This window comes from Alteromonas sp. AWQ4_252 (assembly GCF_056158205.1).
Genome location: NZ_JBSWSV010000001.1, coordinates 687,455 through 713,273 on the forward strand (window position 1 = coordinate 687,455; position 25,819 = coordinate 713,273).

The 25,819-nt window shown below is 44.7% G+C and carries 26 protein-coding genes; 14 read left to right on the top strand and 12 right to left on the bottom strand.

Going from position 1 to position 25,819, the window contains the following annotated elements:
* Positions 1-108: 108 nt before the first annotated feature.
* Positions 109-642, top strand: coding sequence for a gamma carbonic anhydrase family protein (locus ACXACM_RS02980; protein ID WP_474819696.1), 534 nt, complete (start codon positions 109-111; stop codon positions 640-642).
* 9 nt (positions 643-651) lie between these two features.
* Here the strand turns inward: ACXACM_RS02980 and aroE are convergent, their stop codons facing one another.
* Positions 652-1,464: a shikimate dehydrogenase gene (gene aroE / locus ACXACM_RS02985; protein WP_474819698.1), complete on the bottom strand. Its 813-nt coding sequence runs from the start codon at positions 1,462-1,464 to the stop codon at positions 652-654.
* On the opposite strand from aroE, the gene ACXACM_RS02990 reads away from it, so the two are divergent.
* The gene (locus ACXACM_RS02990; RefSeq protein ID WP_474819699.1) at positions 1,463-1,897 is read left to right on the top strand and encodes a group II truncated hemoglobin; all 435 of its coding nucleotides are present in this window, start codon (positions 1,463-1,465) and stop codon (positions 1,895-1,897) included. The genes aroE and ACXACM_RS02990 overlap by 2 nt on opposite strands.
* Positions 1,898-1,986: 89 nt before the next feature.
* On the opposite strand, the gene ACXACM_RS02995 is transcribed toward ACXACM_RS02990, so the two are convergent.
* From ACXACM_RS02995 to ACXACM_RS03025, 7 genes are all read right to left on the bottom strand, one after another.
* Positions 1,987-2,661 (bottom strand): OmpW family outer membrane protein, encoded by a 675-nt coding sequence (locus ACXACM_RS02995; protein WP_474819700.1) that lies wholly within the window; start codon positions 2,659-2,661, stop codon positions 1,987-1,989.
* A gap of 140 nt (positions 2,662-2,801) precedes the next feature.
* Positions 2,802-3,728: an oxygen-dependent coproporphyrinogen oxidase gene (hemF, locus tag ACXACM_RS03000; RefSeq protein ID WP_474819702.1), complete on the bottom strand. Its 927-nt coding sequence runs from the start codon at positions 3,726-3,728 to the stop codon at positions 2,802-2,804.
* 2 nt (positions 3,729-3,730) lie between these two features.
* Complete coding sequence (gene tsaC, locus ACXACM_RS03005) at positions 3,731-4,297, bottom strand: L-threonylcarbamoyladenylate synthase type 1 TsaC (RefSeq protein WP_474819703.1); 567 nt, start codon at positions 4,295-4,297, stop codon at positions 3,731-3,733.
* Positions 4,298-4,312: 15 nt separating this feature from the next.
* The gene (locus ACXACM_RS03010) at positions 4,313-4,864 is read right to left on the bottom strand and encodes a DNA topoisomerase family protein (RefSeq protein WP_474819704.1); all 552 of its coding nucleotides are present in this window, start codon (positions 4,862-4,864) and stop codon (positions 4,313-4,315) included.
* A gap of 24 nt (positions 4,865-4,888) precedes the next feature.
* Positions 4,889-5,365, bottom strand: a complete 477-nt coding sequence (locus ACXACM_RS03015) for a DUF494 family protein (RefSeq protein ID WP_474819706.1) — start codon at positions 5,363-5,365, stop codon at positions 4,889-4,891.
* Positions 5,366-5,368: 3 nt separating this feature from the next.
* Entirely contained in the window at positions 5,369-6,502 is a 1,134-nt protein-coding gene (gene dprA, locus ACXACM_RS03020) for a DNA-processing protein DprA (RefSeq protein ID WP_474819707.1), read from the bottom strand.
* A gap of 34 nt (positions 6,503-6,536) precedes the next feature.
* Complete coding sequence (locus ACXACM_RS03025; protein WP_474819708.1) at positions 6,537-7,622, bottom strand: LysM peptidoglycan-binding domain-containing protein; 1,086 nt, start codon at positions 7,620-7,622, stop codon at positions 6,537-6,539.
* Positions 7,623-7,835: 213 nt separating this feature from the next.
* Here ACXACM_RS03025 and def point away from each other — a divergent pair, with 213 nt between their 5' ends.
* The 4 genes from def to trkA are packed head-to-tail and all read left to right on the top strand — an operon-like array spanning position 7,836 to position 12,031.
* Positions 7,836-8,345, top strand: coding sequence for a peptide deformylase (gene def / locus ACXACM_RS03030; RefSeq protein WP_474819710.1), 510 nt, complete (start codon positions 7,836-7,838; stop codon positions 8,343-8,345).
* Between the two features lie 7 nt (positions 8,346-8,352).
* Entirely contained in the window at positions 8,353-9,309 is a 957-nt protein-coding gene (gene fmt, locus ACXACM_RS03035; protein WP_474819711.1) for a methionyl-tRNA formyltransferase, read from the top strand.
* Positions 9,309-10,634 (top strand): 16S rRNA (cytosine(967)-C(5))-methyltransferase RsmB, encoded by a 1,326-nt coding sequence (rsmB, locus tag ACXACM_RS03040; protein ID WP_474819712.1) that lies wholly within the window; start codon positions 9,309-9,311, stop codon positions 10,632-10,634. Before fmt ends, rsmB begins: the two co-directional genes overlap by 1 nt.
* A 17-nt stretch (positions 10,635-10,651) precedes the next feature.
* Positions 10,652-12,031 (top strand): Trk system potassium transporter TrkA, encoded by a 1,380-nt coding sequence (gene trkA, locus ACXACM_RS03045; protein ID WP_474819713.1) that lies wholly within the window; start codon positions 10,652-10,654, stop codon positions 12,029-12,031.
* Positions 12,032-12,078: 47 nt separating this feature from the next.
* On the opposite strand, the gene ACXACM_RS03050 is transcribed toward trkA, so the two are convergent.
* Together ACXACM_RS03050 and elbB are read right to left on the bottom strand one after the other, a co-directional pair.
* Complete coding sequence (locus ACXACM_RS03050; RefSeq protein WP_474819714.1) at positions 12,079-13,530, bottom strand: TrkH family potassium uptake protein; 1,452 nt, start codon at positions 13,528-13,530, stop codon at positions 12,079-12,081.
* A gap of 96 nt (positions 13,531-13,626) precedes the next feature.
* Positions 13,627-14,280: an isoprenoid biosynthesis glyoxalase ElbB gene (elbB, locus tag ACXACM_RS03055; protein ID WP_474819715.1), complete on the bottom strand. Its 654-nt coding sequence runs from the start codon at positions 14,278-14,280 to the stop codon at positions 13,627-13,629.
* A 423-nt stretch (positions 14,281-14,703) separates the two neighbouring features.
* On the opposite strand from elbB, the gene polA reads away from it, so the two are divergent.
* Complete coding sequence (gene polA, locus ACXACM_RS03060) at positions 14,704-17,457, top strand: DNA polymerase I (RefSeq protein ID WP_474819717.1); 2,754 nt, start codon at positions 14,704-14,706, stop codon at positions 17,455-17,457.
* Between the two features lie 493 nt (positions 17,458-17,950).
* Here polA and yihA read toward each other — a convergent pair whose 3' ends face one another.
* A complete protein-coding gene (gene yihA, locus ACXACM_RS03065; protein ID WP_474819718.1) occupies positions 17,951-18,571 on the bottom strand; it encodes a ribosome biogenesis GTP-binding protein YihA/YsxC in 621 nt (206 codons plus the stop codon).
* Positions 18,572-18,745: 174 nt separating this feature from the next.
* Here yihA and ACXACM_RS03070 point away from each other — a divergent pair, with 174 nt between their 5' ends.
* From ACXACM_RS03070 to ACXACM_RS03085, 4 genes are all read left to right on the top strand, one after another.
* Entirely contained in the window at positions 18,746-19,369 is a 624-nt protein-coding gene (locus ACXACM_RS03070) for a c-type cytochrome (protein ID WP_474819719.1), read from the top strand.
* Between the two features lie 422 nt (positions 19,370-19,791).
* Positions 19,792-20,367 carry a class I SAM-dependent methyltransferase gene (locus ACXACM_RS03075; protein ID WP_474819721.1) on the top strand — a complete coding sequence of 192 codons (576 nt, stop codon included), beginning with the start codon at positions 19,792-19,794 and terminating at the stop codon, positions 20,365-20,367.
* Positions 20,368-20,412: 45 nt separating this feature from the next.
* Entirely contained in the window at positions 20,413-20,928 is a 516-nt protein-coding gene (gene yihI / locus ACXACM_RS03080) for a Der GTPase-activating protein YihI (protein WP_474819722.1), read from the top strand.
* A gap of 12 nt (positions 20,929-20,940) precedes the next feature.
* Positions 20,941-21,408: a DUF2489 domain-containing protein gene (locus ACXACM_RS03085; protein ID WP_474819723.1), complete on the top strand. Its 468-nt coding sequence runs from the start codon at positions 20,941-20,943 to the stop codon at positions 21,406-21,408.
* Positions 21,409-21,472: 64 nt separating this feature from the next.
* Here ACXACM_RS03085 and ACXACM_RS03090 read toward each other — a convergent pair whose 3' ends face one another.
* On the bottom strand, positions 21,473-22,063 hold the full coding sequence (locus ACXACM_RS03090; protein ID WP_474819725.1) for a DNA-3-methyladenine glycosylase I: 591 nt from the start codon (positions 22,061-22,063) through the stop codon (positions 21,473-21,475).
* 118 nt (positions 22,064-22,181) lie between these two features.
* Between ACXACM_RS03090 and glyQ the strand changes: the two genes are divergently transcribed.
* Genes glyQ through ACXACM_RS03105 form a run of 3 tightly spaced genes read left to right on the top strand, consistent with a single transcriptional unit; the run spans position 22,182 to position 25,665 of the window.
* Complete coding sequence (glyQ, locus tag ACXACM_RS03095) at positions 22,182-23,087, top strand: glycine--tRNA ligase subunit alpha (RefSeq protein WP_474819726.1); 906 nt, start codon at positions 22,182-22,184, stop codon at positions 23,085-23,087.
* A gap of 2 nt (positions 23,088-23,089) precedes the next feature.
* A complete protein-coding gene (gene glyS, locus ACXACM_RS03100) occupies positions 23,090-25,156 on the top strand; it encodes a glycine--tRNA ligase subunit beta (RefSeq protein ID WP_474819727.1) in 2,067 nt (688 codons plus the stop codon).
* A 59-nt stretch (positions 25,157-25,215) separates the two neighbouring features.
* Complete coding sequence (locus ACXACM_RS03105; RefSeq protein ID WP_474819729.1) at positions 25,216-25,665, top strand: hypothetical protein; 450 nt, start codon at positions 25,216-25,218, stop codon at positions 25,663-25,665.
* The last annotated feature ends 154 nt before the right edge of the window (positions 25,666-25,819 follow it).

Sequence of the window (25,819 nt, forward strand, 5' to 3'; positions counted from 1 at the left end):
AATCTTGTAGGTGGAACTAGCTTTCCGGATACAACGCCCTTTATTTTACGTCGTTAATCCCTCATCATCTTGGACTATTCTTACTACTACCTAACAGTTGAGTATCCTATGCCTATCAGAGACTACCATCAGCACAGCCCGTCTATTGGCCCACGCTGTTATATTGATTCATCAAGCGTTTTAGTTGGACAAATATCTCTGGCTGAGGATGTGAGTATCTGGCCGCTGGTCGCCGCCCGTGGAGATGTGAATTACATTACTATTGGCGCACGTACTAATATTCAAGACGGTTCGGTACTACACGTATCAAGAAAATCTGCGCAGAATCCTAATGGGTTCCCACTCATAATCGGTGAAGACGTTACCGTTGGTCACAAGTGTATGTTGCATGGTTGTGTACTCGGAAATCGTATTCTCGTTGGTATGGGTGCAATCATCATGGATGGTGTTATTGTAGAAGATGATGTGTTTATCGGCGCAGGTACTCTGGTACCACCGAATAAAAAATTGAAAAGCGGTTATCTTTACGTCGGTAACCCTATGATAGAAAAACGCCCATTAAAAGACAGTGAGCGTCAGTTTCTAAAACAATCGGCAGAAAATTACGTATTGCTCAAAGATGATTACTTAGCGCAGTTATGAAGAGCATCTTCAACGCGGCCTGAGGGCTTTAATTACCCCGGCCGTTTCCGGTTTCTTTCCTGTCCATATAGTAAATGCCGCTGCCGCCTGTTCCACTAGCATCCCAAAACCATCGCTTACTCTGTCTGCCCCATGGGTGCTGGCAAATTCCATGAACTTAGTTTCTCCTTTTCCATACACCATATCGTAAGCAAGAGAGCACCCTTCAAATATGTTGGTAGAAACCTGCGGCAAATCACCTGTCAGGCTTGCTGACGTGCAATTAATGACAATATCGGGGTTTAATAAGTTAAGTTCATTTTTTGTCACATTCTTAAATAGCGGATTGTTGATAGCTTCGACAATCGCCTGAGCTTTCTCCTCAGTTCTATTGTTAATAAAGAGAGTTTTGATCTTGGCGGCTAACAATGGCTCAACGACTCCGCGAGTTGCACCACCAGCACCTAACAACAGGACCCGACTTCCTTCTAACGAACCAATTTGAGAGTGTAGATCAGCAACCAGTCCCATTCCGTCGGTTGTATAACCAAATAGCTCCCCGTTTTTCATGAATAGGGTATTAACTGCTTCCGCAGTTTCAGCCTCTGCATTGCAATTATTCTTACTTAGCTCATAAGCCCGCCCTTTAAAGGGTGCAGTCACGTTACATCCCACTACGCTATCTTCGGCGAAGAAACTCTCAATGTCTGATTCAAATGCATCGATATCTGATTCAACAATGCCATAATCAATCTCTTCTCCTGTATTTTCTGCAAACATTTTGTGGATGGCAGGTGATAGACTGTGCGAAATAGGATTTCCAAATACAGCGAATTTTTTCATGGGTATTTTAGGCTATTTTAATAAAATGAAAGAGAAAAAACGGCGCGCCAAAGCGCCAGTCACACCTTATGAACTCATAGGCGGTGACGCAAAAGTAACGCAACTTGCCAATAAATTCTATGACATCATGGAGCAAGATCCCCTTGCCACTGAACTTTTAGCGCTGCACCCTCAGCCATTGGACAGAATTAGACATGTGTTTATGCTTTATTTGACCATGTGGCTAGGGGGTCCTAACGAGTACGAAGTGCAATTTGGCCACCCAAGGCTCAGAGCCCGACACTTACCCTTCACTGTCACCCCAGAGCTGAAAAGACAATGGATGTACTGTATGCGAAAGGCGATGATGGACACAGTAACTAATATCAACCTTGCTGAACAACTCCTGCAATCACTCGATCAGTTAGCAGAACATATGATCAACACCGATTAATCTCATTCACCGGTATACGCGAAGATATAAAAAAGCCCTCCTACTTTAAGAAGGGCTTTGAGAACGTGCAAAAACACTAATATTCAATATCAGAAAGTGTAACCAACAGAAATAGTATAAACCCAAGGGTCAATTTGAATATCGGCCACTTCCCCTTCAACACCATTTAATTTGAAAGTGGCTTCTGTATCAATGTCTATCCAGCGAACAGAACCATTGATATGCCACTTTTCATCGATTTTAAAATCAGCGCCTAGTTGAGCTGATAAACCAAAAGAATTATCAAGAGACAGATCTGTAAGCCCAGCATCTCCGTTAGCTGACGTAAATTCTTCATCATATATAAGCGTGTAGTTTACTCCTGCTCCAACATAAGGTTGAAAAGTAGCAGCGGGATCGTTGAAGTAATAATTAATGGAAAGCGTTGGAGGTAAGTGTGTTACCTCACCTAATTGCGTACCGGTGCCAAGAGGATCCTCTACACCAAAGTCGACATCATGGGTGAAAGGTGTTGCTGCCAATAATTCAATATTGATGTTATCTGTAATAAAGTAGGCAACATTCAAACCCAACTGTGTATTACTATCAATTGACAGATCTACACCGAGGTCGCTGTCACCAACAAAAATGTTAGATGTCTCATCGTCTGGTGCAACTGTGGTCAAGCCGCCTCGGACGAGCCAATCACCTTTTTCGTAGGCTTGAACGAGGGGAGCTGTCACTAGTGTGGCAAAAATAACGGTAGCCAGGGTAGTTTTTTTCATCTTGATTCTCTCGAGTATTTAACGTTGATGGCGCTACTGTACGCCCGTGGAGAATCAATATGTTGATCTGGAACAAAGTTAAAATTGGGAAAATGAGACCTTTATCCCCCCTTGATCCAAATCAATAATCCAGCGATGTGTTACCAATCTTTTGGTGTTAACCATTCCGCCAGCTTAGCTTCAGCACTGCCAGCTGGGGCCTCATAACCATATTCCCATCTGGCTAATGGAGGCATACTCATTAAAATAGATTCGGTTCTGCCGCCGGTTTGTAAGCCGAATAATGTGCCCCTGTCATATACCAGGTTAAATTCAACATACCTGCCCCGACGATACAATTGAAACTCCCTCTCCTTCTGTGTAAATGTCATGCTTTTTCTGCGCTCGACAATAGGTATATAGGCATCTAAATATCCATGTCCAACAGCTTGCATAAATGCAAAACTGTTTTCGAATCCCCACTCATTCAAGTCGTCAAAAAACAGACCGCCAACGCCACGGGTTTCACCGCGATGTTTGAGAAAGAAGTACTCATCGCACCATTTTTTGTAGTCTGCGTACACGCTATCACCGAAAGGCGCACAAATGCGTTTTGCGGTATTGTGCCAATGCACTACATCCTCTTTAAATGGATAAAATGGCGTGAGATCAAAGCCACCTCCAAACCACCAAATTGGTGCTTCGCCTTCCTTTTCTGCTATGAAAAAACGAACATTTGCATGAGACGTTGGTATATACGGGTTATGAGGGTGGATAACTAATGAAACCCCCATGGCTTGAAAGCTCCGGCCCGCTAATTCAGGGCGAGTGGCAGTTGCTGAAGCAGGCATAGCATGGCCAAACACATGGCTGAAATTCACACCACCTTGCTCAATTACTGCACCATTTTTCATCACCCGGGACCGGCCACCGCCCCCTTCCTTGCGTTCCCAACTGTCCTCTATAAACTGCCCGGAGCCATCACTCATCTCAAGTGTATGGCAAATATCATCCTGAAGTGTCAGGAGGAAAGTTTTTACACTATTAATAGCAGACTGGGTATCTAGCATAGCTTTGTGCTCTTTCATATTTATCCCCGGATCACCTGGCCCGTTTCGCAATCTCTGATAGTACTCGGCTTACCTGGGTTGGTCACCTCGCCGGGAGCATAAACAACATCGTCACCAAAGTACTGCTTAGCTTCTTCAGTGTTTAAAGCGGGCGGCATTCCTGAAGGGTTGGCACTAGTAGAAACCAATGGTTTTCCCAACGTTTGGCATAGTGCAACCACAACGGGATGGGCAGTTACGCGAACAGCAATCTTGTCGTGGTCACCCGTTATCCAATCCGGTGCTTCTGCTGACTTTGGCAATAGCCACGTGTTGTGCCCTGGCCAGGATGAAAAAACTTCGGCCCGCTTGTGCGGCGGTACTGATTTATCATCCACATACTTGAGCAAACGGGAATATGAATCGGCTATCAGGATCATACCTTTTTCACGGGGTCTTTGCTTGAGCGTTAGCAGTTTAATCACTGCTTCCTCGTTATCAGGGTCACAGCCAATTCCCATCACAGCTTCGGTAGGATAAACAAAAAGTTCTCCCACATTAAACGCAGATTGGAGGGTATCAATGGATTGTAAATATTCTGAAGTCATAGGTGTGCAAATTAATTACTTAGAGTCTGTCTGATAGCCACATTTAGGTTGTGGGCAACAAACCTGTCCTTTTTTCTCGATAAGTAAGCCCCAGCCACATTCTGGGCATTGCCCTTTAACGGGCACAGAATTTAACACATATCGGCATTGGGGATAACGGTTACACGAATAAAATCGCTTGCCGTATTTGTTGGTTCTTTCAGTGATGTGCCCTGTACCGCACTGAGGACATAATAACTGCGTGTCTTCTTGCTTTTTTATGCGCTCAATATGATGACACTCTGGGAAATTCGTACAACCAATAAACATACCGTACCGCCCTTTCTTTATTGCCAAAACACTTTGACATTCAGGACACTGGGTACCCGTTATTTCTTTTAAAACCGTGGTTTGCTGATCGTGTAAGGGCTTACTGAACTGACAAGCTGGGTAAGCGGAGCACCCAATAAAGGGCCCCGATTTGCTATTGCGTATATGAAGGTGATTACCACACTCGGGGCAATCACCGACGCTGTGCTCAAGAGCATGCTCATGTGCACTAAATAAAGAATGATCAATTTTTGACATAGAATATGCCGGTGGTGCTCCTAACTAGTGCAGCGTACCGTCAGACTCTTCAAACAAAAGATCTTCCATTTGTGCGTACGCATTTTCTTTACCTGGTACATTGAAAAGTACCATGAGAACAACCCACTTTAGGTCTTCAAGACAAAATTCAGGCGAATCTATTTCCATCACTCTGTCGATGACCATCTCACGGGTTGATGCGTCCAGAACACTAACTTGTTCCAGGAACATCAAAAAACCCTGGCACTCAACGTCCAGTCTCATTTGCTCTTCTTGAGTATAAATTCGACTTATCCCTGACGAAATACCCTTGCAAAAATAGGGGTTAATATCAGTTTCCTGGAGCGCGGCTAGTTTCTCCAGCCATGCCAATGCTTTGTAGATTTCATCATGATGAAAACCAGCGCGTATTAGCTCATCTGTCAGTTCGTCCTGATCGACGCGAATTTCCGTTTCACTGTGGATGAAGTTCTCAAACAGATACATGAGGATGTCGAACATGGTTTATTTCCCCCTCAATTTGACGTAACCACCAGGAACGGCAGCCACGAGACCTCGCAGTTCATATTCTAATAATGCTGCCAATACTTCGGATACTGGCAAGGCACTGCGTTCGGTTATGATGTCAACGCTAGTCACATCAAATTCCACATTATCTAATAATTTATCGGTTGCCAAGTTTTGATCTTCACTTTTTTGAACATTCGTTGACGTTGCTACGCTAGTGACATCGAATGAACAGGTTATCTCCTCAGCTATTTCTACGGCATTCGTTACCAGTTTAGCACCTTGCTGAATGAGTGCATGACAACCTTCGTATAACGGGGTATTGATACTGCCTGGTATTGCAAATACATCACGGCCCATATCTGCGGCCAAATTTGCAGTTATCAAGGTGCCACTTTTCAATGTCGCTTCTACCACCAGCGTCCCCGTTGTTATCGCGGCAATCAATCGATTTCGTTGGGGAAAGTGATGCCGTTTAGGCGGAGTTCCTGGGAAAAATTCAGAAGCCAACAGCCCACCTTCCAGAACAATACTTTCTTGTAAATCGCGATTACGATTAGGGTATGAACGATCTGGACCGGTTCCCATAAAGGCAATGGTATAGCCTTGTTGAGAAAGCGCCCCCTTGTGAGCTGCAGCATCCACGCCACTTGCAAGTCCGCTTGTTATGACAATACCGCCCGCTGCTAACTGCGCGGAAAATTCATGGGCATTACGTAACCCGGTTAGAGATGCGCGCCGACTTCCCACTACAGCAACTTGTTTCTTAGTTAACAGTATCGTGTTCCCTCTACAAAACAAAACCAAGGGCGCACTTTGCAACGACATAAAGCCTTCGGGCCAATGTGGATGTTGATCGGTAACGATGTGATGGTTGGGACACTTATCCCGCCACCGCAGGGCATCATCCACGACTTTCCAGTCGATTGTGGTACGCAAGGTATCTACGTGTTCTCGCTGTTGCTGTGTCAGCGAATTTAACCGTGACTCGTCGTCACTATTGAAAAGTAAAGTCTCTGCTGAAGCATTAAGAATGGTGAGTAATTCACGCCACTTGGCCGGAGACATGGAATGAACCGTACTCATCGCCAGACAAGCGGTTGTATAATTTTTTTCTCTAAGGTTTGGCATGCCGTTACTCCTAGCGAGCCGGCACACCGCAAGATCAGGGATTTGCTACTATAGCACCTGTTTCTACCAATGCCCGGGCTCTGGTGATTATGCCGTAACTCGCTTTATCAAAAGATTTGAATATGACGATTTCTCCAATCTTGATTGCAGGCTGTACGATTGTGCTTCCATCGTTAAAAACGCTATAGAGCGCATTATTCTCACCCGCGTACTGGGGCGGTTCGCCATCAATAATGTCTGGTCCCTGGGCGTAAATTCCCATTACAGTGCCGGGCGCAACATCTTCTTTTCCTAAGTCGACGATGACGACATCATTTTTACCCAGTAACTCGTGCTGATGGAGATTACCAACCACGTGACCGCGTTGCTCTTTGCTGGCCGCCTGCAGAGTTAAATCTTCGCTATCGGTGAAAACGCCATCGTAGAGACGGTCTCCCCGTCGAGCTTCAAAGTTAGATTTCGCAACTTTAACCAGCCATTGGAATGGCACTGTATCGTCAATCATGTTGGCATCAGCCACGTGATGGACCTGCACCCCCAAGATCTCGCCATCAAGATTTTTAATGGTAGCCTGACGTCGCAAAACCCGATACTGATCAGAAGATCGGCCGTAACTTCTGCTTATTACAATATCGTCAGTAACAAAGCGAATATCCCCTGATTGGTTACCCAGAATATGAGGCAATTTTTCATATTCCGCTTCATCGAGTAACTCATTCTGATTAATATACGGAGCGATAGACGCCCATGGCAGCATACTTATAGGCGACGGCTTATTCTGCTTTCTTAATGAAGGGCCTAACGTTATATGCTGTTTTTCACGCTGAACGGTTAATACCGGCTCACCGTTAACCATTCGAATAACCAGTACGTCACCCGGGTAAATCAAATGAGGGTTGAGAATTTGGACATTGTTGCGCCAAAGCTCAGGCCACAACCAGGGTTGATCTAAAAATAAGTTAGCAATATCCCACAGCGTATCATTACGCTTTACTGTGTAAGTTTGCGGTGCACTATCTTTTAAAGTCAGGGCATTGACAAAAAAGCTGATAAAGAAGCTAAACAGCAAGCCTGTTTTTATCCATGTTAATCGGCGTTTTCTTAGTATTCTGGTTGTCATACGGCCAACCGCTCCTGTTGAAATTTTCGACATTGCCTCTATATCGGCCATGATAGAGTTTAATTCAGTATTCCGAGAGGAAACCTGTTTAATCAAAAAACCTGCACGATATTACCTGTTATACGATAGAATAGTATCAGAAACCAAGGTGTAAATAGTGCTGGTTATTGGATCGTATATTAATTCATACAAGCAAGTTAAGTTGAACGACAGATGGCAATTTTAAATGTATTAAGTTTTCCTGATGAGCGGCTGCGCACAGTGGCAAAGCCTGTCGAATCGGTAAATGATGAAATAAAACAACTCGTTTCGGATATGTTCGAAACCATGCGCGACGAAAACGGTATTGGTCTGGCGGCTACCCAGGTAGACCGCCATGTACGCGTTGTCGTAATGGACGTGTCTGAAAATCAGGATACACCAAGGGTGTTTATTAATCCTGAAATCACTGCCAAAGAAGGCTCCACAGTTAGTGAAGAAGGCTGCCTGTCTGTACCGGGCAATTACGCGAAAGTAGACAGAGCAGAAAAAGTAACGGTAACTGCTTTGGACGGTGAAGGTAACCCCTTTGAATTGGAAGCAGAAGGCTTATTGGCTATCTGCATTCAACACGAATTAGACCATCTTAAAGGCAAGCTATTTATCGACTATCTCTCGCCGTTAAAGCGTCAGCGCATTCGTAAAAAATTAGAGAAAGAAGCCCGTTTAGCTGCAAAGGCATAGGTTCATTGTGACGACTCCACTAAAAATAATTTTTGCCGGTACGCCGGATTTCGCAGCTGAACACCTTAAGGCCCTGCTGGGTTCAGACCATCAGGTAGTGGCAGTTTATACTCAGCCCGACAGACCTGCCGGTCGCGGAAAAAAGCTCACACCCAGCCCGGTAAAATTACTTGCAGAATCAGCGCACATTCCCGTACTTCAGCCAGAATCCCTCAAGACAAAAGAAGCCCAGGAAGAACTGGTCTCTATTGATGCTGACATCATGGTTGTTGTGGCTTACGGACTGATCTTACCTCAGGCAATTTTAGATACTCCCAAATTTGGCTGTTTGAATGTTCATGGCTCGATTCTTCCCAAATGGCGTGGAGCCGCTCCTATTCAGCGCGCAATATGGGCTGGAGACAGCGAAACCGGCGTTACTATTATGCAAATGGATGCAGGCCTTGATACCGGTGCTATGTTGCACATTGCTAAAGTACCAGTAACAGATGGTGAAACCAGTGCTTCGCTTTATGAGAAGCTCGCAGCTTGCGCTCCCGTTGCTCTGCTTGACGTATTAAATGATTTGCCACACTTTATTGCGCAAGCAAAGCCACAGGATAATTCGTTAGCAACCTACGCAACTAAACTGAGTAAAGATGAGGCACTTATAGACTGGTCGCAACCATCTGAACAGATAGAGCGAAACGTGCGGGCATTCAACCCCTGGCCTGTAGCCTGGATGAAACTGGGCGACAGTAACGTCAAGGTGTGGGCCAGCCATGTCTTGGATAGTTCGTCATCGAGTGCACCAGGTGTAGTTGTGAAAGCTGATAAGCACGGAATCGTGGTTTCTACCGGTAGTAAAGACATCTGTCTTACCCAGCTCCAAATACCGGGTAAGAAAAGTTTGCCGGCTGCTGATGTATTAAACGCCAGGCCCCAGTGGTTTGCTGTCGGCCAAGTTATTGGTGGCGCCTGTTAATGGCAACGCCACTCCCCAAACAGAAGAATCTACGCTCAGATACTGCGTGGGTAATCTATCAAATCCTTGAGGAAGGTCGCTCCAGTCGTGATTGTTTAGCAAAGGTTCAGCGTCGTCATGAAGGCAAAGACAATGCATGGATTCAGGAGATGTCGTTAGGCGTAATGCGGCAGCTACCCACTTTGCAATTTTGGTTAAGACAGCTTCTTGATACACCTTTAAAGGGTAAGAAAAAGATTGTTGAACATCTCCTTTTACTGGGGATGTATCAGCTTGCCTTCTCGCGGGTTTCCTCGCACGCAGCAGTAAGTGAAACAGTTAATGCAGCATCATACCTTGGCGCCATGTCGTTGAAGGGCTTGGTAAACGCTGTTCTACGTAATTTTCAACGCCAAGAGTTAAGTACTCAACCCATTGATGACCCCATCATTAACTCAGGGTTGCCAAAGTGGCTTTACAAAAGAGTTAGCCATCACTACCCAGACGAAGCCGGTGACATCGTCGCTAACACAAATAGTACTGCGCCTATTTGGTTGCGTGTAAACACTACACATGTTTCACGTGAATCATTTTGCCGGGCTTTGGACGACCATCATATTGGCTATAGTTTGCCAGTAGAACAGGACGCGGGGGTAATTTTAACTGACCGTCCTGACATCACAGCTCTACCTGGTTTCAACAAGGGGTGGTTTGCTGTCCAGGATGGTGCTGCTCAACTTGCGGCTGTATACCTACAACCAAAGCCTGACGACAGGGTGTTAGATTGTTGTGCCGCCCCCGGGGGAAAAACCGGCCATCTATTTGAAGTACAACCTGCCATGAAATACTGCCTGGCCATCGACAGCGATAGCAAACGTTTGCTACGGGTAAAGGAAAACATGCAGCGGTTGCAACACAGCCCGATTATAAAACAAGGTGATGCACTGCAGCCGGAATCGTGGTGGGATGGCGAATTGTTCGACCGCATTCTACTTGACGCTCCCTGCTCTGCTACCGGAGTTATTCGCCGTCATCCGGACATTCGATGGTTGCGCAAGGCAAATGACATAACTGCACTTGCTGCATTGCAGGCCAGTATTCTCGACGTAATGTGGTTGCTGTTAAAGCCGGGCGGCACGCTACTTTACGCGACCTGTTCTCTGTTACCAGAAGAAAACGCCCATCAAATTACCGCATTTTTAGACCGTCACAAAGACGCTGTACGGGTACCGCTTAATGATGGCGATACTGAGAGTCATCCAGGGCGACAGATCCTTCCAGGGGAACAACAAATGGATGGTTTCTACTTCGCGAGACTGATAAAGTCTGAAAATCAACAACAATAAGAGTCTGAAAGTAATCAATGAAAATTATCATTCTTGGCGCAGGTCAGGTGGGCGGAACGCTTGCTGAGAACTTGGTTGGTGAAAAGAACGAAATCACAGTCATTGATTCAGACCCCACTATTCTTCGTGCACTACAGGACCGATTGGATCTTCAGGTAGTCGAGGGCGTAGGCTCCCATCCGGACACGTTAAAAAAAGCCGGCGCAGAAGATGCAGATATGCTTATTGCCGTTACTAACAGTGACGAAAGTAATATGCTTGCCTGTCAGGTTGCCTATAGCCTGTTTAAAACGCCGACCAAAATCGCACGGGTCCGCAGTGAACAGTATATTATTTACCAGGAACAATTGTATAAAGAACAGAACATTCCTGTTGATCATATTATTGCCCCAGAGCAACTCGTTACTACTGCAATAAAACGCCTTATCGACTATCCGGGCGCGTTGCAGGTGGTTGAATTTGCAGATGGCAAGGCTAGCCTGGTGGCTGTTAAAGCCTATTATGGTGGTTTACTGGTTGGCCATGCGCTATCGGCACTAAAAGAGCACATGCCCAACGTAGAAACCCGTGTAGCAGCCATATACCGTCGAGGTCGTCCTATCCGTCCATTGGGTACCACTGTTATAGAAGCCGATGATGAAGTGTTCTTTATTGCTGCTACTAAACACATTCGGGCTGTAATGAGCGAATTACAGAAGCTCGAATCAAGCTATAAGCGCATCATGATAGCCGGAGGCGGACTCATTGGTGAAGGGCTGGCTAAAAGACTAGAGCACAAACACAATGTGAAATTGATTGAGTTTAGTCCGGAGCGCGCGCAGTACCTTTCCGCCAATCTGGATAAAACCATTGTATTTTGTGGTGATGCCTCTGACCCTGAGCTACTCAACGAAGAAAGTATCGATGAAGTAGATGCATTCATTGCCGTAACTAATGACGATGAAGCGAATATCATGTCTGCTATGTTGGCAAAGCGCATGGGCGCACAGAAAGCCATGGTGCTTATTCAGCGAAGCGCTTATGTAGACTTAGTACAAGGAGGTGAAATTGACATTGCCTTTTCACCTCAACAAGCCACAATTTCTGCCTTGCTCACCCATGTTCGCCGCGGTGATATCGTGAATGTTTACTCATTGCGTCGAGGGGCAGCAGAAGCTATCGAAGCGATAGCGCATGGCGATGAGAATACGTCCAAAGTGGTCGGCAAGGAAATTGGTAGTATCAAACTCCCTCCGGGCACTACCATTGGCGCGATTGTTCGCGAAGACACTGTTATCATTGCCCACAGCGACACAAAAATAGAAGCCAATGACCACGTTATCTTGTTCCTGGTGGATAAAAAATATATCAACGATGTGGAAAAACTATTCCAACCCAGCGCATTTTTCTTTGGGTAAACACCACCAACGTACGTTTAAAATTCACAGCACGCTGATTGAAGGGCTTAACTGCGCCAAAACGTGGGTGAAAACAACACAAGCAGTGAAAAGACTTCCAAACGACCAAATAGCATTGCCAGGATAAGTAACCATTTACCCGGGTCACTCACTGCAGAGTACGTACCTGCCACACTGCCCAAACCCGGCCCAAGGTTATTTAACGTCGCAGCTGTAGCCGTAAACGCTGAAATGTTGTCGAGCCCTGTGGCAATCATGCCAATCATAATGAGCACAAAAACAATTGCGTAAGCAGAAAAGAAACCCCAAACGGCTTCTACCACCCGATCGGGCATGGCGCGCTCTCCTAACTTCACCGAATATACAGCTTTAGGGTGAATCAAGCGATCGACTTCCCGATTCCCCTGCAAGAATAGAAGCAATACCCTGACAACCTTCAGTCCGCCTCCTGTAGAGGATGCACAGCCACCGATAAAACTGGAAAAAATCAACAAAATGGGCAAAAACGCCGGCCAGGCGGAGAAATCGGTAGTGGCAAAACCCGCAGTAGTGCTAATAGAGACAGCCTGAATCATAGCTTGATCCAGAGCCTCTTCTGCAGAATCGTAATAGCCACTTAAAGACAGCACTAAAAAACAAATCATAATGAGTGTGAACTGAATAAACAGAAAGGCTTTAAATTCCGGGTCGCGGATGTAGCCGCGAATGGTACGGGAGCTCACTGCCGCATAATGCAACGAAAAATTAAGCGCAGAAATGAGCAAAAATACCGAACAAACCACGTTTACCATAGGGCTGTTAAAGTATCCTAAGCTTGCATCGTGTGTTGAGAAGCCACCAATTGCTACTGTCGCAAAAGCATGGCACACCGCATCGAACCAATCCATTCCTGCAATAAAATATGCTCCGGTACAGGCGATTGTCAGAGAAAGGTAAATATACCAGAGGTGCTTTGCCGTATCGGCTATGCGTGGTGTCATCTTAGAATCTTTCACCGGCCCTGGTGTTTCAGCACGGTAGAGCTGCATACCCCCAACACCTAAGATCGGCAAGATAGCCACTGCCAATACGATGATCCCCATTCCCCCTAGCCACTGCAATTGTTGACGATAGAATTGAATAGAATGTGGAAGATACTCGATACCCTCAATGACAGTAGCACCAGTTGTGGTTAAACCTGAAAATGATTCAAAGAAAGCATCTGTTACTGTCATGCTAGGCTGCTCCAGGAGTATAAACGGAATAGCCCCCACACTCGCTAGTACAGTCCAAAACAATACAACGATAAGAAACCCTTCTTTCGCCCGAAGATCTTTCTTGTGATACCGATTTGGATACCACAACACCATGCCAATCATAACGGAAAGAATAAACGCGATAACAAACGGCAAACCACTGCCGTCTTCGAATAAGAGAGAAATAAATGCAGGCGGGATCATTGTGACACTAAACAGTGCTACCAGTAATCCAAGAATGCGTATGATCGCACGATAGTGCATGTTCCGTTAAGCCTTGTTGTTTTTGTATTGCTACTATTTCGCTATCATTATGCGGTGACAATCGCGAAAGGGAAAGCCCCTTCGCGAGATCCTCCATCAAGCCATAGTCAGCACAGTGGCTATCATTTTGTCGATACCTGTTTTTGCTTCAAGGATATCGTTTGCAAGCATGTATGCAGGGGTCGTTACCAGCTTAGCGTCTGCATCCACAATGATTTCAGTCACCGGACAATTAACATGGCTGCCACCGAGCACTTCTACACCACCAGCGGTGTCTTTATCATTGCCAATTGTTACCTTGTGGCCACTGCCATAAACAGCGGCAGCTAAAACCGGAGCAATACAGGCATATCCAGCTGGCTTTTTAGCGCTGGCAAATGCCTTACATACAGATAAGACATCTTCATTTATTTCACATTCCGGGCCGTCTATAGCAAAGGTACACAAATTCTTAGCCGCGCCGAAGCCACCGGGTAAAACCAGTGCGTCGAATTCATCCACGTTGCATTCACTAACAGGTCTAACACTACCTCTTGCTATGCGGGCAGACTCAACTAACACATTACGAGATTCCTCTTCCATGACTTCGCCGGTAAGGTGGTTGATCACATGTAATTGTGTCATATCGGGCGCGAAGCATTCATAAGTTGCACCGTGTTCCCGAATCGCCAAAAGGGATATTACTGCTTCGTGTATCTCTGTGCCATCAAACACCCCGCTTCCACTTAATATTACTGCGACTCTTTTCACTTTTTCAGCTCCTGTTGCTCTATAGACCATGCCATTTCTGACTTATGCTAAATATGCTCAAAAATCGGCCAGCATTAAAATTAAATAATATGAAAGACTGCTGTCGTTTTTTGTTATTCATATGCTACATTATCTGACCAACTTGGTTAACTACTAAAAACGTCATACACCAAGTTATCCACATTTTCAGGGAAGCTTTTGTCTAGGTAAGGACATCACTTCGAATTCCTGCTAAGCCTTATTTTTAAAGATCTTCGGAATTATCCCTTGATCTGGATCGCTCTGTGTGATCGTCAATTTCAATTCCTTTGATCACAAAGTTATCCACAGAAAGATCGCAGAGGTCAATCTTCGCTGTCTGTGGCGTTAAAGCCAAGCCTGTGGCATCCTTCACACATTATCCTTCCCTAAGATTAACAACGTATGTCTGAAAACAAAAAGCCGCCGTTTATTCTCGTTGATGGTTCGTCGTATTTATTCCGGGCGTTTCACGGATTACCGCCTCTAACTAACTCTAAAGGGCAGGATACCGGCGCTATTTACGGTGTTATAAATATGCTCCGTAGTCTTATTCGTCAGTATAATCCTACTCATATTGCCGTCGTGTTTGATGCTAAAGGAAAAACATTTCGCGATGATATGTACAAGGAGTACAAAGCGAATCGGCCACCAATGCCTGATGAACTGCGTTCACAAATCAAGCCTCTCCACGAAATTATCAGGGCCATGGGACTGCCTATTATTGTAGAAGAAGGCGTAGAGGCAGACGACGTCATTGGTACATTGTCCCGGCAAGCGTCGGAGAAAGGTATTGATACTCTGATCAGTACAGGTGACAAAGATATGGCTCAGTTGGTCAATCAGCATGTCACCCTTATTAACACAATGACAAATCAGATCATGGATATTGACGGGGTGAAAGAAAAGTTTGGTATTCCCCCGGAGCTAGTGATCGATTTTCTCGCGCTTAAAGGTGACAAAGTCGACAATATTCCGGGTGTACCGGGCGTGGGTGATAAAAGTGCCCAGGCCTTGCTAAACGGTATTGGCGGCATTAGTGATATCTACAATAACCTTGATGACATAGCCAGTTTGTCATTTCGTGGTAGTAAATCAATGGCGGCTAAAATGCAGGAATATGAAGAGCAAGCAAGGTTGTCTTACGAGCTGGCCACCATAAAACTCGATGTAGAAATGGACTATTCTCCGGAATCACTTACACCAACTCAGGCAGACAATAACAAACTGGCAGCCTTGTTTTCAGAATATGAATTTAAACGCTGGTTTACCGAAGTATCCTCAGAAAAAGCTGCAGATGTAGCCGAAGAAACAATAGAAGAAAGCACACCGCTCTCTAATATTGAAAAAAGTGGTTACATTACTATTACCAGCGAGAGCACGTTTAATTCCTGGCTTGATAAACTACAAGCAGCGCCACTGTTCGCCTTTGATACCGAAACGACCAGTTTAGATTATATGGAAGCAGAGATAGTTGGCGTTTCTTTTTGTATTTCTCCAGGAGAAGCCGCATATGTGCCTGTTGCTCACGACTACCCAGATGCTCCGGAACAGCTAGATCGCGATTGGGTGCTCGACAAGCTCAAGCCTATTCTGGAATCTGACACCATTAAAAAAGTTGGACAACACTTAAAGTACGACAAAAACGTTCTGGCAAACTACGACATTACATTATCGGGTATCGCTTTTGACACTATGCTGGAATCGTATGTGCTAAACAGTACAGCCACACGCCACGATATGGATTCGCTGGCCATGGCCTACCTCAATCACAAAACAATTCACTTTGAGGATATTGCGGGTAAAGGTGCGAAGCAACTTACTTTCAATCAAATCGCATTAGAAGAAGCCGCTCGTTACGCGTGTGAAGATGCTGATATCACCCTTCGCCTGCACAGCGTCATTTGGGAAAAGCTTCAGCAACACGACACGCTGAAAGCATTGCTTCTGGACGTTGAAGTACCACTTGCCAGTGTTCTATCACGTATGGAGCAGCTTGGTGTGCTCATTGATTCACAACAACTTGCCCAGCAAAGCCAGGATCTGGCAAAACGAATAAAAGAGTTGGAAGGGTCTGTTCATGACGCTGCCGGGGAAACCTTCAATTTGGGTTCAACCAAACAGTTGCAACACATTTTGTTCGAGAAGTTGTCCTTGCCGGTCATTAAAAAAACACCAAAAGGGGCGCCTTCCACATCAGAAGAAGTACTTCAGGAACTGGCACTTGACTACCCTATTCCCAAAATGATCATGGAATACCGAGGGCTGACAAAGTTAAAGAACACTTACACTGATAAACTGCCTAAAATGATCAACCATAGAACGGGTCGTGTTCATACATCTTATCATCAGGCTGTAACCGCAACTGGACGCCTGTCTTCAACAGATCCGAATCTTCAGAATATTCCTATTAGGAACGAGGAAGGCCGCCGTGTTCGTCAGGCTTTCGTTCCCCGCGACGGATACAAAATCGTTGCGGCTGACTATTCGCAAATTGAACTCCGGATCATGGCGCACCTTTCAAAAGACGAAGGGTTACTCAATGCGTTCGCCCAAGGCAAAGACATCCACAAAGCAACAGCATCAGAAGTATTTTCAGTGCCATTAGATGATGTAACCGACCAGCAGCGCAGAAGTGCAAAAGCAATAAACTTCGGATTGATTTATGGCATGTCTGCATTTGGCTTATCACGTCAACTGAATATCCCCAGAAATGACGCCCAGTCATACATGGATTTATATTTTGAGCGTTACCCCGGTGTTCTCCACTATATGGACAAAACTCGTGAGCACGCAAAAGAGAAAGGATATGTCGAAACAGTTTTCGGGCGTCGACTTTATTTACCAGATATAAAAGCCAGTAACGGCGCCCGACGCAAAGGCGCGGAACGAGCAGCTATTAATGCTCCTATGCAAGGAACGGCGGCAGACATTATTAAACTGGCCATGCTTCGCGTTGACGAATGGATCAACAAAGAAGCCGGCGATTATGTGTTCATGATGATGCAGGTGCACGATGAACTGGTTTTTGAAATTAAAGAAGAAAAAGTAGATGAAGCCGTAGCAAAAATTACAACGTTAATGGAACAGGCGGCAACCTTGTCAGTACCGCTTCAGGTAGAAGCTGGCATTGGCAAGAACTGGGATGAAGCCCATTAATTGCTATATGAACGGGCTTTTAAACGATCGCTAAGTTACTCAGTACGGGTTTAGAGTCGCAATATGTTGTCTCTCAATAGTAAACCCATGATGGTTCTGGTAAGAAGATTACAGCATTAAGGCAATTTAACTGATTAAACACACTCATTTGGTAATTTTATTACAAAGGGTATTGCCTTTTTGGTGTTCTGATGTACCCTGTACGTGTAGGGTACAGAGGTGAGAAATCTGTTTTCAAACCTTTGCTTTAACCCCGGTAGTTTTACCGGGGTTTTTTTATACCTGAAGGAAAACCACCCCCGCCACCTCAATTTTATTACCGCATAACTACCTGATTTATAATAAGTTTAAAAATTAATCAGATATTTTTTAATTTATTTTGAACTTTGTGGTCTTTCCGGTGCTCTTATCTACGGTTTTTATGTGTTTTCTCTCAGTCCTTTTCCCCATCCACTTTGGATGGGGATTTTTCTTTTCTGGGCTTAAAAAACTATTAGGCCTCTCCCTTCTCATCATCATTATTTAACTCGAACCACGCATCCAAGACTGCTGCTGCCTCGCTTACACCAATTTTTGATAATGAAGAAAAGGCCTGAACAGTGACATCACCGTTAAACGCTAGCGCCGCATTTTTAGCAAACATCAATTGCTCTTTGCGCTTTCCAGACTTTAATTTGTCAGCCTTTGTTAGCAACGCCAATACTGGCAAGCCCGCATCTACAGCCCAAAAAATTAAGTCCTGATCCAAATCTTTGAAAGGATGGCGTATATCCATCATCACAACCAAGCCTTTCAGACTCTTACGCTTTTGCAAATACTCGCCCAAGGATTGTTGCCACTTCTTTTTCATGGCAATAGGTACCTGAGCAAAACCGTATCCCGGTAAATCGACTAACCTTCGTGTCTCATCTAACTCAAAAATGTTAATAAGTTGGGTACGACCAGGCGTTTTACTGGTTCGAGCCAGGTTTTTTTGTCGTGTCAGTGTATTAAGTGCACTGGACTTACCTGCGTTTGACCGGCCGGCAAAAGCGACTTCAATACCCTCATCTTCCTTCAAATGGCGGATATCCGGCGCGCTCATGAGAAATTTTGCTTTGGTGTAATACGTCATTTCAATATCCGTCTATACTGGGTTTTAACTTTATTTTAATTGACTCTCGTCAGGAAAAGGTTATAAAACCATAGTTTTATTATGGAATAGGTTTTTCTAACGAGTTAAACGTGTAGAATATTGATCATATCACGTATATCGATGTAGCCGTTTGCTCCTTTATAGAGAATAGTTATGAAAAAACTGTGTGTGCTTGTATTTCTGTCATTAGGTTTGTCTGGGGCAGCCATTGCGAAAGGCGACCCTGAAGCAGGTAAAGCGAAATCAGCTGTTTGTGCAGCCTGTCACGCCGCCGATGGGAACTCCATGATTCCAATTAACCCGAAAATTGCAGGGCAACACGCCCGTTATTTGGAAAAACAACTGAAAGAATTCAAACTTGCCTCACAAACTGGCGGTGAAGAAGGCAGGAATAATGCGGTCATGAATGGCATGGCAGCTCCTCTTTCCGAGCAAGATATGGCAGATTTAGCCGCTTACTTTGCTAGCCAGGAAGCTAAACCTGGTGAAACTCCAGAGAATTATGTTGATGCTGGCCAAGCCTTATATCGAGGTGGCGATGAGGCAAGAGGCATACCCTCTTGCGGAGCATGTCATGGCCCAGACGGTAACGGCATGGGACTAGCAGGCTTTCCTGATATCAGTGGCCAACATCCTGATTATGTAGTCGCCCAACTAAAAGCGTTTCGCGATAACCAAAGAGCTAATGACATGAATGGCATGATGCGGGATATTGCGATGAAGCTAACAGATGAAGACATGGATATCCTGGCAAATTATCTGGCAGGCTTGCACTAAGTTGTTGTTACACAACAATTGTTAATTAATTGTGAATTTAATCTTGCAATTTATTCGTTCTGCTGTAATATGCTTCATCAAGTTGGTGCTGTGCCTGTAACAGTACAAACGCAATAACAATAATAAAGTATTAACGGATTATTGGATAAAGCGTCAGGAAGGCCTTGAACTAATATAGCTCTGTAAATAAAAGCAAAAAGTAGAGCAACCCTTTGCACGAAAGTGCAATATCGGGAGAGGTGTCATCATCAGAGACACTCACAAATGAGGTGATGGTTAGTAGCCATCGCCTTTTTTCTTTTCTATGATCTGATAATCTACAAGCAAATCACACTGCCTATTTTTTCATGCAAAATTTGTCATGTCCTCTTTGTCGCTCGTCCAGCACAGATTTTTACTATCAGGACTCACGCAGAGAATATTTGAGCTGTTCAGTTTGCCATCTCGTTTTTGTTCACCCAAGCTCTCTACCTGATAGTGCTCGTGAAAAACAAGAATATGATCTTCATGAAAACCATGCTGACGATCATGGCTACCGAAGTTTCTTATCCCGGGCGTTAAATCCCGTCCTTGCCCACATAAAACCGGACGCTCGGGGATTAGATTTTGGTTGTGGACCAACACCAGTGTTGGCTGAAATGCTCACTGAAAATGGGTTTAGAATGGATGTATTTGACCCCATTTATGCTTGTTACGAAAGCGTACTTAATAATCGCCATGTTTATGATTTCATTACCTGTACAGAAGCTATTGAGCACTTTCATCAGCCGGCAAAAGAACTCGCAATCTTGCATACACTGCTAAGGGTAAATGGCTTGCTCGTCATTATGACAAAGCGGGTGGAAAGTAGAGAACGGTTCGCTACCTGGCATTATAAAAATGATATAACCCACGTTAGTTTTTTTTCTGACGACACTTTTCATTACATTGGTGAAAGAATGGGATTTAACGTGTCTTTCAGTGGCAAAGATGTTGTATTGTTGAAGAAGCGTCCTTAAATACACGTTATAATTAGTGTCATTCACAAGTTTAAGGGAGACCCTATGCCGTCTCGTTCAAAAAAATCTCGCAAAGTTGGAGTTATTGGCGTCCGTAAAGATCCTGACTTTAACAACAAAAGGAAAAAGTCAAAAGCGCCGGCCACCCCTCCAAAAGCAAAACGTCACAAGGGTAACAAAGCGGGCACAAGAAATGCGGTTGAAACCAAGCAAGGAAGTAGTAAGTCTGCAAAGACTGCTCAGGATCCTCGTCTTGGTAGCAAAAAACCGGTGGCCTTGATTAAAGCACCAACAAAAGCAGAAGTTAAAAAATACGCTACACCCGCAGAGGAACTTGCAGCATTAGAAGCTGATGTAAGGTTATCTGCACTGCTAGACAAGCTTGATGATGACAAGGCCATTTCTGCAGAACAGCAGCGCTATGTTGATGAGAAAATGGCTCGTCACCGCATTCTTTGTGATCTACTGGGTATCGTAGAAGATGAGGACGAAGACATGGATGACGAGAAGGATCCATTCTCAGACCTGGATGCCATTAGTTTGGATGAATTTAAAGATTAAGGCGTTATTGTTATGTGGCTGACCATTGCCATTATTGTTGGCATAGCGATTATTCTCGGGCTTGGTTTTTATGCTGGCAAACTATTGTTTTTATTAAAACAACAAAACAGTAGACAAAAAGCAGCCAGGGATGCGCGTATCGCAAATATTACTGAAAGCGTCATTGTTATTAGTAAAGCTATGCAACAACAACAGTGCGACTTGTCCGAGGGGGCAATTCGTATTTGCAACTTGTTAAACGCTTTACCGCTGCAATCTCCTCCGGATTATCGAAGTGACTTTTCTCATATACATAAACTGTTCGTGGAGATTAGTGGCTTCGCCGTTTTAGAAGAGCGTAAGAAGTTGTCATCTGCTGAAAAGAGAAAGCAAGATAAAGCGAGGGAGCAAATAGAATCAGACTATGAATCCTTAGTTCTGAACGAACTAGACGGTATTCGTCAATTGTGCGAAACGCTGGCCTCAAAAACAGCTGCTTAATATCAATTGTTCGGCCGGTAAACATTTTAGTTTGCCGGTTTTCTACTTATCTCGCCCCGTCGCCTTATTTTCTGGCCAGCGCCCTCACCGGCTCATAACAGTGACAAGAGGTGACATGATCGTTTACTAAGCCAGCAGCTTGCATAAACGCATAGCAAATGGTCTCTCCAACGAATTTAAACCCATCTTTTTTGAGGGCCTTCGACATTGCTTTAGAAGCATCCGTACTGACTGGTGCATCCTGAGACTCGCGCCAAGCGTTAGTAATTGTCATATGATCGGTGAATTGCCAGATGTAATCACTGAACTCCATCTTTGAAGCGATGTCCAGATAGGCTCGGGCATTGGTTATGATACTGTTTATTTTTAGTCTGTTACGAATAATGCCGCTGTCTTGCATCAGCCTTTCGATATCATCTTCAGTCATCATGGCTATTTTTTCTGGTTCAAAATCGTAGAACGCGCGCTCGTAATTTTGCTGTTTCTTTAGAATAGTTATCCACGACAAACCGGCCTGCTGACCATCCAGACACAGCTTTGCGAACAGTTTTTTACTATTCAGTTCAGGCCTGCCCCACACAGTGTCATGATAGGTTTTATATATTTTATCTTCTGACACCCAGCTACACCGAATGCGTCCGTCTGTTAAATTCATGCTCATTGCCCCTAATTAATACGCTTTTTCAGCAGATTTACGCGTTTCAGCCTACATTCATTAGCTTACAGATTGTATACTACTCCACCTTTACTTTGGTCAGTTATAAGTAGCGAACATGCAGAAATACGATATTAAAACCTTCCAGGGTTTGATCCTCGCACTGCAGGATTACTGGGCGCGTCAAGGATGCGTAATTATCCAACCACTCGATATGGAAGTGGGAGCAGGTACATTCCACCCGATGACATTTCTACGCTCACTAGGCCCCGAGCCTATCAGTAGTGCATACGTTCAGCCTTGCCGTCGTCCAACAGATGGTCGATACGGCGAGAACCCAAATCGTCTGCAGCACTATTACCAGTTTCAGGTTATGTTGAAGCCTTCTCCTGACAACATTCAGGAGTTATACCTTGGCTCACTGAAAGAGCTTGGCTTCGACCCACTAGTGCACGACATTCGCTTTGTAGAAGATAACTGGGAATCCCCTACCCTCGGAGCTTGGGGTTTAGGCTGGGAAGTGTGGTTGAACGGTATGGAAGTTACACAGTTCACCTATTTCCAACAAGTTGGTGGCTTGGAATGCAAGCCTGTAACCGGTGAAATTACTTATGGCCTGGAACGACTGGCTATGTATGTTCAGGGCGTAGATAGCATTTACGATCTCATCTGGACTGATGGCCCAATGGGCAAAGTCACTTATGGCGACGTATTTCATCAGAACGAAGTTGAACAATCAGCCTACAATTTTGAACACGCCAATGTTGAGTTTTTATTCAAGACGTTCGACGAATGTGAAGCGGCCAGTCAGCTTTTGATTGAGCAAAACCTTCCCCTTCCTGCTTACGAACAGGTAATGAAAGCATCTCATGCATTCAACCTGCTTGATGCCCGACATGCAATATCAGTAACTGAGCGCCAGCGCTACATTCTTAGAGTTCGTACTTTAGCGAAGGCATGTGCAGAGAGTTATTACCAAGCGCGAGAAGCGTTAGGATTCCCCATGTGTAAGAAGGAGCAGTAATTGTGCGCACTGAAAATTTACTGGTAGAAATTGGTACTGAAGAATTACCACCAAAAGCGCTTAAAAACCTGGGTGAAAGCTTTGCTGAACATTTTAAAGACGCATTAGATAAAGCGGAACTTGCTTATAGTGGCGTGCATTGGTTCGCAGCGCCTCGTCGCTTAGCGGTATCAGTAACGCAGCTTGCAGAATCACAACAGGACAAAGTTGTTGATAAGCGCGGCCCGGCCGTTTCCGCGGCTTTTGACGGTGATGGAAACCCTACAAAAGCAGCAATGGGCTGGGCCCGGGGTAATGGCATAGACGTTTCGCAGGCAGAACGGTTGTCCACTGACAAAGGTGAGTGGTTACTGTATCGCGCTAAAGTAGAAGGCCAGTCTGTGCATACCTTAATTGAAGGTCTGGTAAACCAGGCCATCAGCAAGCTCCCTATTCCTAAAGCCATGCGTTGGGGAAACAGCACCACTCAATTTATTCGACCCGTGCATACGGTAACTGCGCTTTTTGGTGCTGAAGTGTTACCTGTAACTGTATTGGGTAAAACGAGTAGCCGTGTGGTTCAAGGCCATCGCTTTCACGGCGACGCAACCTTTGAACTGGATCATGCAGATAGTTACGCCGCAGCCCTCAAAAAACATTACGTCATTGCTGATTTTAAAGAGCGCACAGAATACGTTCGAAATGAGCTTGAAAAGGCCGCTGAATCATTGTCTCTTAAACCTGATTACGATGAGAGTTTATTGGAAGAGATCGCTTCTTTGGTGGAATGGCCAGTTGTAATGCAGGCGTCATTCGACGAAGCGTTTCTCGATGTACCGAAAGAAGCTCTCATTTATACAATGAAAGATGACCAGAAGTATGTACCTTTACTTACCAGCGATAATACGCTGGACAGTCGTTTTTTGTTTGTTAGCAATATCGAGTCTCAAAACCCAATTCAGGTTATAACCGGTAATGAAAAAGTCATCCGCCCTCGCCTGGCCGATGCTGAATTTTTCTTTACTACTGATAAAAAGGCCTCTCTTGAGAGCCGCTTAGATAGCCTCGGTACTGTGTTATTCCAGAAGCAATTAGGCACCCTACAAGATAAGTCTTCGCGTATTTCTCAGCTGGCAGGGTTCATTGCTGAAGAGATTTCAGCAGACAGTGCCCTTGCAGCAAGAGCTGGATTACTTGCTAAGACCGATCTTATGACCAACATGGTTATGGAATTCCCTGATGTTCAGGGTGTGATGGGCAAATACTATGCGTTAAATGACGGAGAATCACCTGCTGTTGCAGAGGCACTTTATGAACAGTACATGCCCCGCTTTGCCGGAGATGACTTACCTTCCACTGGTGTTAGCTCAGCGGTTTCATTAGCCGACAAACTCGATACATTAGTAGGTATTTTTGGTATCGGACAGCTGCCAAGAGGAGATAAAGACCCATTTGCTCTGCGACGTGCAGCCATCGGTGTGCTTCGTATTATTGTTGAAAAAGAGTTTGATCTTGATCTTGAGACGCTGGTCGCAAAGGCAGTAGAGGTATATGGTGATAAACTCACCAATGCAGATTGTCAGGTACAAGTCGTTGATTTCGTTCTCGGCCGATTTGTTGCTCTACTTCAGGATAAGGGCGTCAGTATCGACGTTATCCAGGCAGTAGCGGTTCGACGTCCAACTCGTCCAGCGGATTATGCTGCCCGGGTAGAAGCAGTATCTGCCTTTAAACTGCTAGATGCGGCCGAAGGGCTTGCCGCTGCCAACAAACGGGTTGCTAATATTCTGGCTAAACAAAGCACTGATGTTGGTACTGATGTTAATGCTGATTTACTAACAGAAGATGCTGAGAAATCGCTATACACTTCACTAATGGATGTTATCAGTCAAATTGAAGGTAACACGAGCCGGGATTACAACACCGTCCTGAGCGCTTTGTCTACCCTGAGAACAGACGTCGATAATTTCTTCGATAGTGTGATGGTAATGGCTGAAGATGACTCAGTTAGGAACAATCGTTTGGCATTGTTGTCTTTGTTAAGAGAACAATTTCTGCGTACTGCTGATATATCACTACTTGCTAAATAGTAGTTCAGACATGACGTTTTTAATTTCCTTGATGCTTTATAAACTAAGCGGGGATTTACGTGAATAGAAAACTTATCAACCTCGGTTTATTTGTTCTAATAGCACTTTCAGGTTGCAGTAATACCAGTGTTGTTAGTATTCCGGGTATAACCGGCCCCGAACTGAAGTTTGAAAATATGTATCTGCGTGGTGTTTTTAATTGGTGGGAAGCTTCAGCTGCTTACCAATTGAAACAGAATGACCAGGGGTGGTTTGTTGATGTTGAACTCATCGCTGATGGGCAACCTTATGATTTTCGTTTGTCAGACGGTTTTTGGACACCTGATCAAACCTGTGGTGCACGTTATCGCGGGCAAGTAGTTATGATTCAATCCACCATGTACATGGTGTGTGGTACAGAATCAGAGAATCTACAATTTACCCCCGATAAAACAGGCAGTTACCGATTTTCATTCAGCCCTGCGAGTGGTGGAGAAGTTATGCTTACTGTTACCCCAAATGCAAGTTAGTTTGTAAGCACATCGCACTCATTAACTTTCACCATCTTTAAATTAATATTGAAAACTCGGGTTATTCCCGGGTTTTTTTTATTCATACTGCCTATCTGCATATTAATAGAGAAGTTGTAAATACGAAACTCCAATTAGTGTCTTTTCAATAGTT